General features: G+C 53.7%; 16 protein-coding genes. 10 read left to right on the forward strand and 6 right to left on the reverse strand.

Features of this window, described 5'->3' with window-relative positions:
* Positions 1–8: 8 nt before the first annotated feature.
* Genes A6A04_RS14120 through A6A04_RS22405 form a run of 4 tightly spaced genes read right to left on the reverse strand, consistent with a single transcriptional unit; the run spans position 9 to position 2,292 of the window.
* Positions 9–920, reverse strand: a complete 912-nt coding sequence (locus tag A6A04_RS14120; protein WP_068493956.1) for a DNA adenine methylase — start codon at positions 918–920, stop codon at positions 9–11.
* Positions 920–1,354 carry a hypothetical protein gene (locus A6A04_RS14125; RefSeq protein ID WP_245651209.1) on the reverse strand — a complete coding sequence of 145 codons (435 nt, stop codon included), beginning with the start codon at positions 1,352–1,354 and terminating at the stop codon, positions 920–922. Before A6A04_RS14125 ends, A6A04_RS14120 begins: the two co-directional genes overlap by 1 nt.
* Positions 1,354–2,091 carry a hypothetical protein gene (locus A6A04_RS14130; RefSeq protein WP_068493958.1) on the reverse strand — a complete coding sequence of 246 codons (738 nt, stop codon included), beginning with the start codon at positions 2,089–2,091 and terminating at the stop codon, positions 1,354–1,356. Before A6A04_RS14130 ends, A6A04_RS14125 begins: the two co-directional genes overlap by 1 nt.
* Before the next feature lie 18 nt (positions 2,092–2,109).
* The gene (locus tag A6A04_RS22405; RefSeq protein ID WP_156612618.1) at positions 2,110–2,292 is read right to left on the reverse strand and encodes a hypothetical protein; all 183 of its coding nucleotides are present in this window, start codon (positions 2,290–2,292) and stop codon (positions 2,110–2,112) included.
* A 145-nt stretch (positions 2,293–2,437) separates the two neighbouring features.
* Between A6A04_RS22405 and A6A04_RS14140 the strand changes: the two genes are divergently transcribed.
* From A6A04_RS14140 to A6A04_RS14155, 3 genes are all read left to right on the forward strand, one after another.
* Entirely contained in the window at positions 2,438–3,826 is a 1,389-nt protein-coding gene (locus A6A04_RS14140) for a hypothetical protein (RefSeq protein ID WP_068493962.1), read from the forward strand.
* Between the two features lie 403 nt (positions 3,827–4,229).
* Entirely contained in the window at positions 4,230–4,781 is a 552-nt protein-coding gene (locus tag A6A04_RS14150; protein ID WP_068493965.1) for a recombinase family protein, read from the forward strand.
* Between the two features lie 33 nt (positions 4,782–4,814).
* Entirely contained in the window at positions 4,815–4,985 is a 171-nt protein-coding gene (locus A6A04_RS14155) for a helix-turn-helix domain-containing protein (RefSeq protein WP_245651210.1), read from the forward strand.
* 106 nt (positions 4,986–5,091) lie between these two features.
* Here A6A04_RS14155 and A6A04_RS14160 read toward each other — a convergent pair whose 3' ends face one another.
* The gene (locus tag A6A04_RS14160) at positions 5,092–5,487 is read right to left on the reverse strand and encodes a Fur family transcriptional regulator (RefSeq protein ID WP_068493967.1); all 396 of its coding nucleotides are present in this window, start codon (positions 5,485–5,487) and stop codon (positions 5,092–5,094) included.
* Between the two features lie 305 nt (positions 5,488–5,792).
* Here A6A04_RS14160 and A6A04_RS14165 point away from each other — a divergent pair, with 305 nt between their 5' ends.
* Positions 5,793–6,173, forward strand: a complete 381-nt coding sequence (locus A6A04_RS14165) for a response regulator (RefSeq protein WP_008622021.1) — start codon at positions 5,793–5,795, stop codon at positions 6,171–6,173.
* Positions 6,174–6,257: 84 nt separating this feature from the next.
* Here A6A04_RS14165 and nrdR read toward each other — a convergent pair whose 3' ends face one another.
* Positions 6,258–6,719, reverse strand: a complete 462-nt coding sequence (gene nrdR / locus A6A04_RS14170) for a transcriptional regulator NrdR (RefSeq protein WP_068493969.1) — start codon at positions 6,717–6,719, stop codon at positions 6,258–6,260.
* Positions 6,720–7,045: 326 nt separating this feature from the next.
* On the opposite strand from nrdR, the gene A6A04_RS21790 reads away from it, so the two are divergent.
* The 6 genes from A6A04_RS21790 to A6A04_RS14200 all read left to right on the forward strand — a co-directional run.
* Positions 7,046–8,584 (forward strand): diguanylate cyclase, encoded by a 1,539-nt coding sequence (locus tag A6A04_RS21790; protein WP_082914940.1) that lies wholly within the window; start codon positions 7,046–7,048, stop codon positions 8,582–8,584.
* 77 nt (positions 8,585–8,661) lie between these two features.
* A complete protein-coding gene (locus A6A04_RS14180; RefSeq protein WP_068493973.1) occupies positions 8,662–9,057 on the forward strand; it encodes a hemerythrin domain-containing protein in 396 nt (131 codons plus the stop codon).
* Between the two features lie 19 nt (positions 9,058–9,076).
* Positions 9,077–10,963 carry a diguanylate cyclase gene (locus A6A04_RS14185; RefSeq protein WP_068493975.1) on the forward strand — a complete coding sequence of 629 codons (1,887 nt, stop codon included), beginning with the start codon at positions 9,077–9,079 and terminating at the stop codon, positions 10,961–10,963.
* A 76-nt stretch (positions 10,964–11,039) separates the two neighbouring features.
* Positions 11,040–11,216 carry a hypothetical protein gene (locus A6A04_RS14190; RefSeq protein ID WP_245651212.1) on the forward strand — a complete coding sequence of 59 codons (177 nt, stop codon included), beginning with the start codon at positions 11,040–11,042 and terminating at the stop codon, positions 11,214–11,216.
* Positions 11,217–11,371: 155 nt separating this feature from the next.
* Positions 11,372–11,731 carry a hypothetical protein gene (locus A6A04_RS14195; RefSeq protein WP_245651213.1) on the forward strand — a complete coding sequence of 120 codons (360 nt, stop codon included), beginning with the start codon at positions 11,372–11,374 and terminating at the stop codon, positions 11,729–11,731.
* A gap of 96 nt (positions 11,732–11,827) precedes the next feature.
* On the forward strand, positions 11,828–13,551 hold a 1,724-nt coding region (locus A6A04_RS14200; RefSeq protein ID WP_245651214.1), incomplete at its 3' end, for a c-type heme family protein.

Raw genomic sequence — 13,551 nt, forward strand, 5'->3', positions numbered from 1 at the left:
CAGCCTGATCAATCCGGCCAAGCCCGCCGGAGATCAAACGGCGACTGCGCTGTTACACCAATCCAAGGGACACGATCCGGCGTGGTGTAATTCGCACACACCAGTTCCGCCGATTTATGGATATTGCCCATGTTGCTGGTGAAGGCATGGACAATGGGACGCATGTCCGAAAATGCGACCCGATTCGCCGGGCTGTCGTCCACAGTGACCAGACAGGCATGGCTGCTGGCACGCACATGTCGAGCAAGCTCTTCCAGGTCGGCTTCGCCAAAGGGGTACATGGCTTTGCCCACCTGGGCATAGGGCGGATCAATGAAGCACATCACCCCGGCACCGGGGGCATCGAGCACTTCCCGGTAATCCAGGTTCGTGATCTTGGCCCCCTGAAGCCACGCCGAAAACTGGGGGATGTAATTGATGTGGATCGGCCTGAGTCCGCGACCGTCACGCGGATGGCTCGGGGCATACGACGACATGCCGTTGGCCCCGTACATGCTCAAGTGGTTGCGGGTATAGAATCCCGCCGCCGCCTCGGTGCGGTCATCGCTATCGACCATCTGGATGGCCAGATCGAACAATTCCTTGCTGCCCGCCCCGAACCGGTCGTGCAGCGAAAGCAGCACCCGCATCAGACCAGCAGGGTCGTCACGAACCACGGTCCACTTGTTCGCAATACCGGGATCGAGGTCGTTGATCCAGATTTTCCGGGTACGTCCCATCCGAGCCATGCGAAAGGCAACGGCGGCACTTCCAGCAAAAAGTTCGCGATACTCCTTCACATTGAACGGGGCGAGGTTGACCAGATCACGGGCCAGACGGTGCTTCCCACCGGGGGAGCGGATGATGCTCGACATCCTTTCGGGAGCGGAAATCACGGTGAGATTGGTCGCATCCAGCTTGTTGGAAAAGGGCATAGCCATTATGCAGCCTCCACTTCGGAATGGGGTTGGGCCTGATTGTCGTTGTGCGGAACGGTCGTCGGCTGCTGGTGGTTTGCCAGAAGCCGAATTTCGGCACGGTGCTTCCGGCAGTATTCCTTCCAGAGTTCCGGGCAGCCCCCGAACTTCTTGTAGCTCCCGTACCCGGACTTGATCGCCTTGATCGCCCCCAACTTGATGCCATAGCGTTCAATCAGAACCGAAGGCGGGTCGTCGGAGAGGATGATGTCCGCCGCCTCGTCATAAGTACGGCGGGGCTTTTGGGTCTTCGGACCCTGCTTGGTCGGCGACAACGAGATCGGCATGGCGTGATCCAACAGCCACAGAGCGATCTTCCGCATGGCCTCGGATTCAGGGTGGTCGAAAGGCGTCCGAAGGGTGTAGCGGGCGGCTTCAATCTGAGATTTCGTAAACATCACATGGCCTCCTTCATGGGCTGATTGTCGTTGCTGCCGGTTTTGGTGACCTGGGCAGCCTTGCGGGTCAGCAGGCGGTCGATTTCATCCTGGTCGCGTTCGATGACCCGCAAATTCACAAGATTGAACTCATCATCGACGTCGCCGACGATCAGCACGCGACCGGGCTTTTGAGCCAGGGCCTCCAGGGTCCGATTGTCCTTGGGGGTGTTGATGGTGGTCACCTCCCCATCACCGAGTTGGACGGTGGTTCCGATCTGCGGCAGACCGGCGACGTAGGTCTGGATGGTGCGGACCTTCTTCTCTTCGCGGTTCGGGTTGCGGCTGGTCCGACTCTCATTGCGAAAAGCCATCACAAGCCCCGACACACCGCCCAGGTCGTGAACCAGCCGTTTGACGCATTCGACAGAGAACATGTCCTGGTGCAGTTCCATGTAGCGGATCGCAGTCGCGATCTGACCAAGGCGGCGGCGAAAATCCGTTTTGTCCGAAACGTTGAGGAACAACACCTTGACCACGAGCAGGACGAAATCATCAACCGCCTTGCCTTTGACGGTCAGGCCATGTTGCTGCTTGGCGAAATTGATAAACGCGGCCTCGTCCTTGCGGAGTTCGGGCAGCACCTCGAAGGCGGAGACGATGACGTTGACGAGGGCGATGTGGGTACGAAGCCCCAGAGAGACAGCGGAAATCACCGCTTTCCGGGAAGGGCGAAGAATGGGTTCAAAGTCGGACATGGTGAAGTCTCCTTATGATTAAGCAGCCAGCCGCATTGCAAGGGCGGGCGGTTTCGGCGGGTTGTTGCCGTTGGGCTGGGTGTTGTCGTTCGCGGGAACGGGCAGAAGCCGAACGGCATGGCCGATGCAGTTCCCGCTCTTCAGCAGCACGACAAAACTGAAAGGCTGCGGGTGGCGGCTCAAATTGGTGATGTTCGGCATGGCGTTCGTCTCCGTCCTGTGGTCGGCAATGAACTCAGGATGGAATTTCGAACCGGCTTGGAAGCCATCGAGGTCGCACCTTGAACTCACGCCGAACAACAATCAGGATGGATTTCTGAACCGCTGAATTTCGAGGGAATCGGGCATGGCTGGTCGGGTGCCGATTGCGTACTACCTCTTGGCCGGACGTGTTCTTACGTTCCTGGAAAAGTGTGCTGGTGATCCGAATGTCGGAGAAAACGACTTTGCGGTCTGGATGCTGCTCAATGTCAGCCAGGGTGGTCTCCGGGATCGGCTACTTTTTCGCGACCGGCAGGTGAAGCAGGGTGACGCCTATTTTGAGTTTGAGGTTCCAGCCCACATCGCCAGCAAATTCGGCGTCAAACGGAAGGTATCGATACACACCCGTGCCATTGGCTTCGTTGCCATGGCGGTGTTCAAACGCCTGATCGTCATTGCGTCCAGTAAGCGGCTTGGGGGGCGATCCAAGGCTCACTTGCTCTACAACACGATGCTGGCTTATTCGCCGAAATTTGAGGATGCCAGGATTCTTCGGAAGGGGGGACGGAACGACCGCATGTCCAAAGGTTCATGCCGTATAACCCGACAAATTGCGAAACGGGCTGCGGGAGAAATCCTTTCAAAAGGGAGTGCGTCCCCTTCCATGATTAAGGAACTGGGAAAGCTCTATCTTGAATGCCCTGAGGGGGATGTGCCGTTTCCAGAAGAACTCGGCTGTGGCGATATCATCGATTGCCTTCCCTTCCCGTTGGAAATTTCCGAGGTTCCGTTCAAGAAGCCAATGATCGGCCCCTTCGCTGACCTGCTATGCAGTGCTGGTGAACGCTACAAGCTGCTCCGCCGTTGTGGTTTGGACCCAGATCAGTGGTTCGACAGCGAGGAGCCGACAACCAATCAAATGCGGGAAATGATCGATTTCGGAAAGCTCGTGGTTGCCGATGCAAAATTCCATCCTGATTCATCTCTGGAGGAAGTAGCTGGTGCAATCTGGAGGGTAAAACCCGTGCCGAAAGTTGGATCGTTCGATGACTTCATGGGGAGTGCATGGGGCCGCCGATTTCTGGAAACCCTCCCGGCAACAAATCGTCTGCCATCAGCAATCCTGTTGACCGATGAGATCGATGAAATCGCTGAGCGAATTGAAGCCTACGAGGATGAACTGGGGGATGAAACCCGGCCAACTCGGACATCGATCAAGCAACTTTGCACGCTGATAGCCGAACTCGTTGAAAAACATTGGCTGACGAAAGTGGAGGGGTATTACCTGCACTCTCTGGTCAATGGGGTGCTGACTATCAAGTCAGCCCTTGAAGATAAGACGCTCCGGCAGATGTTGATTGATGAGAATGGCAACCCCGAGGGGGAATCTCACTTCCAGAGAGAGCAGCGTCTAAATGAATGTTTTGATTCCGTTAGGCGGCTTTCAATTGTCAAGATAAGTACCTATCTTGATAGTGAAAATGGAATAGGTTCTGCGGATAAAAGCCTTGATTTATTGACTGGTGAGGGGTGATGCCATGTCATTTACTGGAGAGCCTCTAACGTGTTTTGATCAGAAGACCAGGATTATACTGGCGAAGACGCTTCTACTTGAGGTGGAGAGAGATCGCTTCTTCGACACTCTCCAGAGTGAGTTGCGGCATGAGCCGATTCCAGACATCAGACTCACACAAGCCGTCGCGGCGGCAATGCCCGAGCGTCATAGCGGAGAAGGTATTGCTGATTGGCTAAAACGAGGAATCCTGACCAAGATTTAAAAATGTAGTTTGCTCAGATGTTAGTCACGTGATGTTGCTACATTAAGGTATACCCTGCTGCAACTCCGCCACAGTCAGGAAATATTGTTCCAGATGGGTTGCTTTTGTATTTATGGAACGCTTTAATATATGGGTCTATGACCCATATGGAGCAAATCCATGCTGTACGGATATGCCCGCTGCTCTTCCGCCGACCAATCTCTCGACATCCAGATTGATGCCTTGAAGGCTGCCGGTTGCCAGATCATCAGATCGGAAAAGATCAGCGGCACGAGTCGTGATGGCCGCAGGGAATTGGAAACCCTGCTGGAGTTCCTGCGTGAGGGGGACGTTCTGGTCGTGACCAGGATCGACCGGCTGGCCCGATCCATCTCCGACCTCCAGGACATCATCAAGGTGTTGAAGGGAAAGGGGGCCAGCCTCAAGGCCACCGAGCAGCCGTTCGATACTGGGGACATTTACGGCACCTTGACCATCAATCTCCTTGGGGTGTTCGCCCAGTTCGAGACCGAGCTTCGGCGGGAACGACAGATCGAGGGTATCCAGCGGGCCATGCAAGATCACCCTGAACGGTACCGTGGCCGCCCTCCGAAGATCGACGCTGGTGAAATTCGGCGGCTCAAGGATCAAGGGTTCGGTGTCGCTGCGATCAGCAGAGAATTGGGCATCGCCAGGACCAGCGTCTATCGGGCATTGGACGTGATTAGCTGAACTCGCATTGGCTCGGGGCAAGGAGATTTTGAAATGACCGGCCTGAATGATCTCAAGGCTAAAATTCTGGCTGATCCCGAGGTTAAGGCCGAATATGACCGTCTCGCTCCAGAGTTCGAGATTGCGGAAACCCTCATCCGTGCCCGGCAACGGGCAGGTCTATCTCAGGCCGAAGTCGCGAAGAGGATGGGTGCCGCCCAGTAGCACGGCTGGAAAGTAGCCGTTTCTTTCCTTCATTGACTTCACTGGCACACTTCGCCGCCCAAGGTTTCCCCGCCCCCTGGCTTGATGGACGGGATCGCTCTCTTGCCTATTGGTCCTCCTGCCGATCTTCTGGTGTCAGTGGAACTCCAAGAAGCTCAAGGCGATGGCCGATGACCTGATAGCCGTAATCTGCGGCGATCTTCTTTTGCAAAGCTTCAATCTCAACGCAGGAGAATTCGATAACTGCCCCTGAAGTTACGTCAATCAAGTGATCATGATGGTCACTTTCGGCCTCTTCGTATCGGCTCTTTTTCCCATCGCCAAAATCGTGCCGTTCAAGGATGTCTGCTTCCTCAAATAGTCGCACGGTGCGGTAGACAGTGGGAATGCTGATATGCCGATTGATCTCGACGGCACGGCGATAAACCTCATCGACATCAGGGTGGTCGGTTGCGTCTGAAAGGACGCGAGCGATAACTCGCCGCTGGTCCGTCATCTTCATAGATTTTTCAATGCAACGCTGCTCGATACGAGACGGGGGCGATTCATCCACGGCTCACTTCCTGTCGCATTTCATTCACCTGAACAAAACACATACCACAAAAGAATGATGATGCAAGTTAATCGCAACGACTGCGATTTACAACTTGATGGCTGAGCGGCTGCCCCCGGATGTAGGCGGTTACCATTGATCTGATTGGCTCGCCACGGAGGAGTGCGTCAGATTCTCAATCTCATTTGCAGGTGACCAAACTTTAGCTTACATACTTATGGTGCGGATGTGTCTTGAATTTTTGGAGCCTCTCAATGCGGGACCAATTGCCCAGGAAGACCATACTGATCATTGAGGACAACGCCCTCAGTTTAAAGCTTTTTAATGACATTCTTCAGGCCAGAGGCTACTCCACCCTGCAAGCAATGGATGGTCGCGAAGCCAAAGAGATTGTCGAGCAGAGCCGCCCAAATCTTATCCTTTTGGATATCCAGTTGCCGGGGGTTTCCGGCCTAGATTTCGCCCGCGTACTGAAGGAAGACGCTGAACTTCAAGCGATACCTATCATCGCGGTAACCGCGTTTGCTATGAAGGGTGACGAGGAGCGAATCCTTGAAAGCGGTTGTGACGCCTACCTCGCCAAGCCCATCTCAATTGAAAAATTCCTGAACAAGGTGACTGAATTTTTGGGATAGCTATTTCTGCCGTAAAGGGGGGGCTTCCGGGGGAAAGTAACGGGGATATTGGCCAATACCTTGTAGGCTTATCGTCATGCGGCTTTAGTCATCGCCTTGCCGTCCCATCTTCCCAAGGAAATCGCCGAAATCCTTGGCCTCACGGAAGTTCCGATAGACCGACGCATAGCGAAGATAGGCCACCTGATCCATCTCCATCAGGACATCCATGACCAGTTCGCCGATGAGCTTGGATGGAACATCGTTTTCCCCCAAGCTTTCCAGACGGCGATGGATGCCATTGACGATGCGTTCGATCTGTTCCTCGTCCACGGGACGCTTCCGCAGGGCGATCTGAAGCGACTTGACCACCTTGTCGCGGTCAAAGGTGGAGCGGCTGCCGTCCTTCTTGATCACGACCAGATCGCGGATTTGCACCCGCTCGAAGGTGGTGAATCTGGATGCACAGGCTGGACACGCCCGGCGGCGGCGGATGGACGCATTGTCATCGGTAGGGCGGGAATCTTTCACCTGGGTGTCGTCATGTCCGCAAAAAGGACAACGCATGCTCGCCTCCTCCCAATCGATGTTCCGGCTGATCATTCAGGAAATGGTCGCAGCCAGCAAGAACAGCGGATGACCGAGACAGGAATTTCAATCCGCAGCGTAGACGTGCCCCGGTGGTCGTGCGGTGACGTGGGCTGGGGGCCGTTTACATATTCGTTGCGTGGGCCAACGATTTGTAACGAGCGGGCTATCGGGGGTCGCTACGGATTGACCTGCCAGTTCGTGCGGATATAACACTCACGGTGGAATTTCTGGATGCCAGATGTCTGTTCCTGTCAGGAAACACGCGGAGTTGGCATTTGTGATTTGATACGCAGGAACCTGCAATGATGGACGACGGGCGAAATCAGCATGGAGGTGATCAGGATATTGGGCACCTGCTGAAGCTCGTCGAAATCACAGAATACCTGAGTATGATCCAGCCGATCATTGACCACCTCCCGTGTGGGGTGGCGGTGTTTGATCAGTCATTGAAGATGGTTGCCTGCAATGGGGTATTTCGGCGTCTGCTGGACCTCCCTGATGAACTGTTCACGGCAGGACTACCATCATTGAAAAAGCTCGCCATATTCGACGCTGGACGCGATGAATATGGCCCAGGCAATCCAGAGGAACTTGCCGAACAGGTCGTACAGCGGGCCATGGCAATGGAACCGAACCAGTTTGAGCGTGTCCGGCCCGATGGAACCATCTTGGGAATTGAAGAACATCCGTTGCCAAATGGCGGATTCGTCACCCTTTACACGGACATCACCGAACGAAGGGCTTTGGCAGAACGCAGCCGTGATCTTGAAGCCCTCAATCTGGAACTGACAAACACCGTCGCGGCTCTCGCAGCATCAAATGCCGAACTCCACGCTGCACGGGAAGAGCTTGAACATCTGGCACAGCGAGATGGCCTGACTGGGGCTTGGACCCGTCGAAGAATTGAAGAAACCGCCCAGCAGGAAATGTTGCGAAAGGCGAGGTACGGCCATCCCGTATCGCTACTCTTCATCGATCTCGACCATTTTAAGCGGATCAACGATACCCACGGCCATGCGGTTGGTGATGATGTTTTGAAAGCCTTCTGCAATATCGCCCGAAAGTGCATGCGGTCTACCGACCTCCTTGGCCGCTGGGGTGGTGAGGAGTTTGTGATCCTTATGCCCAACAGCGGCGTGATGATCGCCAGCCTCCTCGCCGAACGAATCCGCAAGGCAACCATGGCCTTCGAGTTTCCTATTGCGGGACGTGTCACCGCCAGCCTGGGTATCGCGGAATGCCGGGAGGAAGAATCTTGGGATTCCTGGCTCGCCCGGTCTGATGCAGCCCTGTATGCCGCAAAGGCAGGTGGTCGGAACCAAGTTATCAAGGATGCGACCCATGCGGGCGAGGCCGGAGAGGCAGAACTTCTCGATCTGGCGTACATGCGTCTGGGATGGCGAAAGGCATACGAGTCCGGTCATTCTCTGATCGATAGCCAGCACCGCGACCTGTTCGATCTCGCCAACAATCTTCTGACATCAGTAATCGGAGATCGACCGGATGACGAAGTTGTTCCCCAGGTCGAATCACTTGTGGCCGACCTCACCAAGCACTTTCATGACGAAGAGGTGATTTTCAGGTCAGTGGGCTATTCATCCGCTGATGATCACGCTGAAATCCACAGATCACTGATTATTCGAGCAAATAATCTGGTGGAAAATTTCAAGCAGGGAGAATTGTCGGTCGGAGAACTTTTTAACTACCTTGCTTATGACTTCATTGCCAAGCACATGTTGTCCGAAGATCGAAAGTTCTTTGGACTAATTCAGACAGATTCAATGCGGCAGGCTGAATCCCGAGAGACGCCACAATTTGCGACGACTTGTAACAATGATTGATATACAGGGCTCCGCCGATTGACCTAAAGGCGACAATTCCTCCATGCTTTTGATGGAACTTCCATAGGTGGGGTGCCATGCGTCTTCGGTGGCAAGATTCGATGATTTTGGGTGTTCCTGAGATGGATGCATCTCATCGGCACCTGTTTCATCTGCTTGATGCCGTTGCCTTGGCGGTTGATGCTCGGATGTTGGAAGCCGCCCAGATTTCGGTTGGAGAATTCCTGGAAGCGGCATTGCTGCATCTTGCCGGAGAAGAAGCCCTATTTGACCGGGTCGCAGGTCAACACGATGGGGCTCGACATGTTGCCACCCATAATGAAGCCCGGAGAACTTTCAAACGGCTTCATTCAGCAATCTGCGACAATTCCGACCTGAACGAAGCCCGCACCATTCTGGACGGTTTGATCCCTGACATGATCATACGACTTCACCAGGAGGACACGGCCTTGGCATCCGCGTTGCTAAATTGAGCCAAGCTCGGACGTTTCAATGATGAATGATCCATCGACCGCACCGGGCGACGGAGATGGCATTGGCGGCTTGCTGATGCTCGCCAGTTCTCCAGAATGCCGCCACATCATCCAGTCGATCATCGAGCACCTTCCGAGCGGCGTAACGCTGTTTGATCAAAACCTGGAAATGATTGCCTGCAACGGCCTGTTCAGACGGTTGCTGGATTTCCCCGACAAGCTGTTTGAAGGCAGTCTGCCCTCCATGAAGTCCCTGGCTCTGTTCAACGCCCGTCGCGGTGAATACGGCCCAGGTGACCCGGAGGAACTCGCGGGACAGGTTGTCCAGAGAGCCATGGCAATGAAGCCGCACCAATTCGAGCGTGTTCGGCCCGATGGAATCATTCTGGAAATTTCAGGCCAGCCACTGCCGAGCGGTGGATTCATAACCCTGTACACGGACATCACTGAACGACGTGAAGCCGAGGAAAACCTTCGTGACAAGGAGGGGCTGCTGCGGCTGATTTTCGACAATTCCAGCGTTGCCATTTTCACCATCGATTCCAGTGGCCGGATTGGTGCTGCCAACCAACGGATGGTGGAAATGTTCATGATCCCATTGGAATCATTGATTGGTATAGAGTATGTCGATCTGGTTGATCCCGTAGAACAGGAAATTGCCCGGAAGAATATGGCGGATCACCTTGCCTGTGACCGCCCCAACGTCAACCTTGAACGCCACTATTGGCGATCCAATGGCTCTGCATTTTGGGGGCAACTGACGGCCCGGCGAATGCCTGCATATAGGAATGGACGTGCTGGTCTGGTGTGCGTCGTCGCTGACATCACCGACCATAAGATAGCAGATCAGGTTTTGGCCGAACGCAGTGCCGAACTCGAAGCTCTGAACCAGGAACTGACCAAAGCTGTTGATGCACTTGCAGCATCAAACGCGGAATTGCTTGCTGCTCGCCAGGAATTGGAACATCTCGCCCAACACGACAACCTTACGGGCATATGGAACCGCAGAAGGGTTGAAGAAGCCGCCCAACAGGAAATGCTGCGAAAAGCTCGCTACGGTCACCCCGTGTCCATGCTGTTCATCGATCTTGATCATTTTAAGCGAGTGAACGATACCCACGGCCATGCAGTCGGGGATGATGTTCTCAAGGCATTCTGCGATATCGCCAGCAAATGTATGCGATCCACCGATATGCTGGGTCGTTGGGGCGGTGAGGAATTCGTGATTCTGATGCCGAATAGCGGCTTGATGATCGCAAGCTTGCTTGCTGAACGTATTCGCAAAGCGACCTTGACCTACGCATTCCCTGTCGCTGGACATATCACGGTCAGCATTGGTGTTGCCGAATGTCGAGATGATGAGGCGTGGGAGGCGTGGCTTTGCCGTTCCGATGCAGCCCTGTATGCCGCCAAAGAAGCTGGTCGAAATCGTGTGATCAGCGATGCAGTAGGTTCCAAGGAAACAGACGAAGCGGAATTGCTTGATCTGGACTTTTTACGGCTGGTTTGGCGAAGCACCTACGAATCCGGTCACTCGTTGCTCGATAAGCAGCACCAGAATCTATTTGAGCACGCGAATGCTTTGCTGACTTCTGTCCTCAGTGAGCGGCCAAAGGATGAAGTGCTCCCCCAGATCGAGGTGCTGGTATCGGACCTCCTTGATCACTTCCGGGATGAGGAGGCCGTTTTCCGTTTGATCGGATATTCCGATGCAGATGAACACGCCCAAATCCACCAGGGTTTAATTGATCGTGCCGGGGAATTGGTGGCGAATTTCACATCCGGCGAACTGGCCTTGGGTGACCTGTTCAATTTCCTGGCCTACGACGTGGTGGCAAAACACATGCTATCTGAGGATCGAAAGTTCTTTGGACAAATCCAAGTGATCCGCGATACAGCAGGCTGAACGCAGGTAGGCTGATCAGGCGACAATGGCGATATTCGGACGGAAAACTCCCCCCATCCAAGTCGGGGATCGATTCATGAAAGCCAACGACCAGACCAGGAAGGTGTGGGAGGTTTCAAGGCTTTGGACGACCGTTGATGGCGTCCCTCATGCCCGCCTTGTTCACCAGCACGAGACGCTGATGGTGTCAGTTGGAACGTTGAACGATCAGGAGTTCTTTGTGGCTGTGCCTGTGATTCGGAGCGAGCCGTAAAGCAGGTCGGCGGTGGCGAACTGGCGAGAACTCCACCGCCGGATCGTGCTGGATGGATTTTGCACTTTGGGAGGGCCGTCCATCCAGATGTGGCCGCATTGGGGGGATGCCACCGGAAAAGGTTATCGTATTCGGCTTATGCCATCAAGGCGGAGATGATGAACGTAAACCCGAACATGGACACTGCATCGGTCACCGTAACGACGGTCAGCATTATCCATGTGAAGAACGCAGGAAAACTGCGTGCCTTGGCTGATGTTGAAGCCGTCTTTGATGGTGTGGTGATGATCATCCAAGGTGTCCAGGTGAGGGCTGATGGCAAAAGCACCGAGGTTTCCTTGCCAACATATCGGGCACCAGATGGTTCCTGGAGACCCGCAATCATCCTGCCCGACGAAATCAAGGAGGCCATTTCGGACACGGTGATTGCTGCGGGATTGGAGGCTGGAATCCTCCGGGTGAAGGAGGAATCCTTGGCGGAACAGTGCATGAAGGCAGAGCCGGACCCGAGGTAGGGAACTTGGGAAGTATATGCCTTTCGAAATAGGCGTGATACCCTTGCTGCGTGAGGGGCTTAAGCCGGACAGGCTTACGTGCTGGAGTATTTGCTAATGACCTCCAATGCACAATCAACTGGTGCGGTTTCTATTTCGGCATTTCGAAAGCTAATTGTAGGGTCTGCTGCATTATGGACAGCGGCAGTCTTGCTTTCGATTTGGATGGCGGCTGAAAACGAAAGGCAGCAAGCAGTGCGTTTGGCAGTTCAAGAAGCACGAACCAGCGTGCAAACAGATATTGGTTTCCGCCATTGGGTCGCATCTCATGGTGGAGTATATGTGGCTCCTGACGCCCAAACTTCCCCAAACCCGTATTTGAATGTCCCCGACCGTGATGTTGTAACCACGAACGGCAAACACCTGACCTTGATGAATCCTGCATACGTGCTGCGTCAACTGATGCAGTCGGGATTTGTTGCCAGGGGACGAATTACGAGCATGAAGCCCCTCAATCCGGAGAACGCCCCGGATGAATGGGAGCGTCAGGCTCTTCTGCGTCTGGAGCAGGGTGAGGCAGAGGTAACTGAAAAGGTTCTGAGCGACGGAAAAGCGGCGGTGCGTGTAATGGCACCAATCCGCGTCGAGCAATCCTGCCTAACTTGTCACGGCGATCAGGGCTATAAGGTTGGCGACCTGCGAGGTGGAATTGATGTCACCATACCATTGGAGAAATCCGATGAATTTGCATCCAAGGAGATCCAAAGATTAGCGATCAACCATGCAATCTTCTGGATTCTGGTGATGTCTGGGATCGGCTTGATATGGAACATCGGCAAATCACATATTCGGCAGCATGAATTATTAACCAAAAAGCATTTGATAACTCAATTCTCAATAGACAGAGCGGAGGAGCCTGTTTACTGGATTAATGAATCTGGTCTGCTTTCGTATGTGAATAATTCCGCATGTTCGCTTTTGGGGTACGCTGAGTCTGAAATATTGAACCTACATGCATCAGAATTAAATCCGGATCATCCTCGGGATAAGTGGGCTGAGCATTGGGGTATTCTCAAAGAAAATGGGTTCATCAGGTTTGATGCAATTTTAAAACGCAAAGATGGATCGACGTTTCCGGTTGAAATATCTGCAAATTACCTTTCCCATGATGGGCAAGAATTTGATGTTGCGTTTGTTCGAGATATGAGTTCGCACAAGGAATCAAAGATTAAGATTGCCCATTTAACGGATATTTATGCAGCTTTGAGCCAGACCAACAAGGCCATCATTCGCAGCAAAAGCCGCCAGGAACTCTTTGATGCCATCGTTCGAATTTCGGTAAATTTTGGGCATTTTCGCATGGCGTGGATCGGCTTGGTCGATGACGCGACCCAAGCTATAACTCCAGCAGCTTGGGCTGGTGAGGGGATCGCCTATTTAGATGGTCTGAATGTGTCCGCTGATGTTGATAGCCCTTATGGACAAGGACCATCCGGACAATGCATTCGTGCTGGTGAGTACCGCGTTGCAGAAAATTTCTTTGGAACCCAGATAACAGCACCTTGGCATCAGAGGGCGGCATCGTTTAATTTTAATTCATCTGCCGCATTTCCGCTGAAAAATCAGGGGAAACCCATTGGAACATTATCGCTTTACTCAGACACCCCGGAATTTTTTACGGCTGATCTCATTGAACTTCTGACTGAAATGACCGATGAAATTTCATTCGCCTTGGATCGAATGGACCTTGAAGCCAGTCATCGTCAGCATGAAGCCGAGCAGAAGGAATTGGTCGAACGCTTGATGGCATCCAATACTGAATTGGAACGCTTTGCCTATGT

This window comes from Paramagnetospirillum marisnigri (assembly GCF_001650715.1).
Taxonomy (GTDB): Bacteria; Pseudomonadota; Alphaproteobacteria; order Rhodospirillales; family Magnetospirillaceae; genus Phaeospirillum; species Phaeospirillum marisnigri.

What these genes read in the sequence shown, in the direction of transcription:
- A6A04_RS14120 (WP_068493956.1), bottom strand. Translation starts at nt 920, where the DNA reads ATGGCTATGCCCTTTTCCAACAAGCTGGATGCGACCAATCTCACCGTG.
- A6A04_RS14125 (WP_245651209.1), bottom strand. Translation starts at nt 1,354, where the DNA reads ATGTTTACGAAATCTCAGATTGAAGCCGCCCGCTACACCCTTCGGACG.
- A6A04_RS14130 (WP_068493958.1), bottom strand. Translation starts at nt 2,091, where the DNA reads ATGTCCGACTTTGAACCCATTCTTCGCCCTTCCCGGAAAGCGGTGATT.
- A6A04_RS22405 (WP_156612618.1), bottom strand. Translation starts at nt 2,292, where the DNA reads ATGCCGAACATCACCAATTTGAGCCGCCACCCGCAGCCTTTCAGTTTT.
- A6A04_RS14140 (WP_068493962.1), top strand. Translation starts at nt 2,438, where the DNA reads ATGGCTGGTCGGGTGCCGATTGCGTACTACCTCTTGGCCGGACGTGTT.
- A6A04_RS14150 (WP_068493965.1), top strand. Translation starts at nt 4,230, where the DNA reads ATGCTGTACGGATATGCCCGCTGCTCTTCCGCCGACCAATCTCTCGAC.
- A6A04_RS14155 (WP_245651210.1), top strand. Translation starts at nt 4,815, where the DNA reads ATGACCGGCCTGAATGATCTCAAGGCTAAAATTCTGGCTGATCCCGAG.
- A6A04_RS14160 (WP_068493967.1), bottom strand. Translation starts at nt 5,487, where the DNA reads ATGAAGATGACGGACCAGCGGCGAGTTATCGCTCGCGTCCTTTCAGAC.
- A6A04_RS14165 (WP_008622021.1), top strand. Translation starts at nt 5,793, where the DNA reads ATGCGGGACCAATTGCCCAGGAAGACCATACTGATCATTGAGGACAAC.
- nrdR (WP_068493969.1), bottom strand. Translation starts at nt 6,719, where the DNA reads ATGCGTTGTCCTTTTTGCGGACATGACGACACCCAGGTGAAAGATTCC.
- A6A04_RS21790 (WP_082914940.1), top strand. Translation starts at nt 7,046, where the DNA reads ATGATGGACGACGGGCGAAATCAGCATGGAGGTGATCAGGATATTGGG.
- A6A04_RS14180 (WP_068493973.1), top strand. Translation starts at nt 8,662, where the DNA reads ATGCGTCTTCGGTGGCAAGATTCGATGATTTTGGGTGTTCCTGAGATG.
- A6A04_RS14185 (WP_068493975.1), top strand. Translation starts at nt 9,077, where the DNA reads ATGATGAATGATCCATCGACCGCACCGGGCGACGGAGATGGCATTGGC.
- A6A04_RS14190 (WP_245651212.1), top strand. Translation starts at nt 11,040, where the DNA reads ATGAAAGCCAACGACCAGACCAGGAAGGTGTGGGAGGTTTCAAGGCTT.
- A6A04_RS14195 (WP_245651213.1), top strand. Translation starts at nt 11,372, where the DNA reads ATGATGAACGTAAACCCGAACATGGACACTGCATCGGTCACCGTAACG.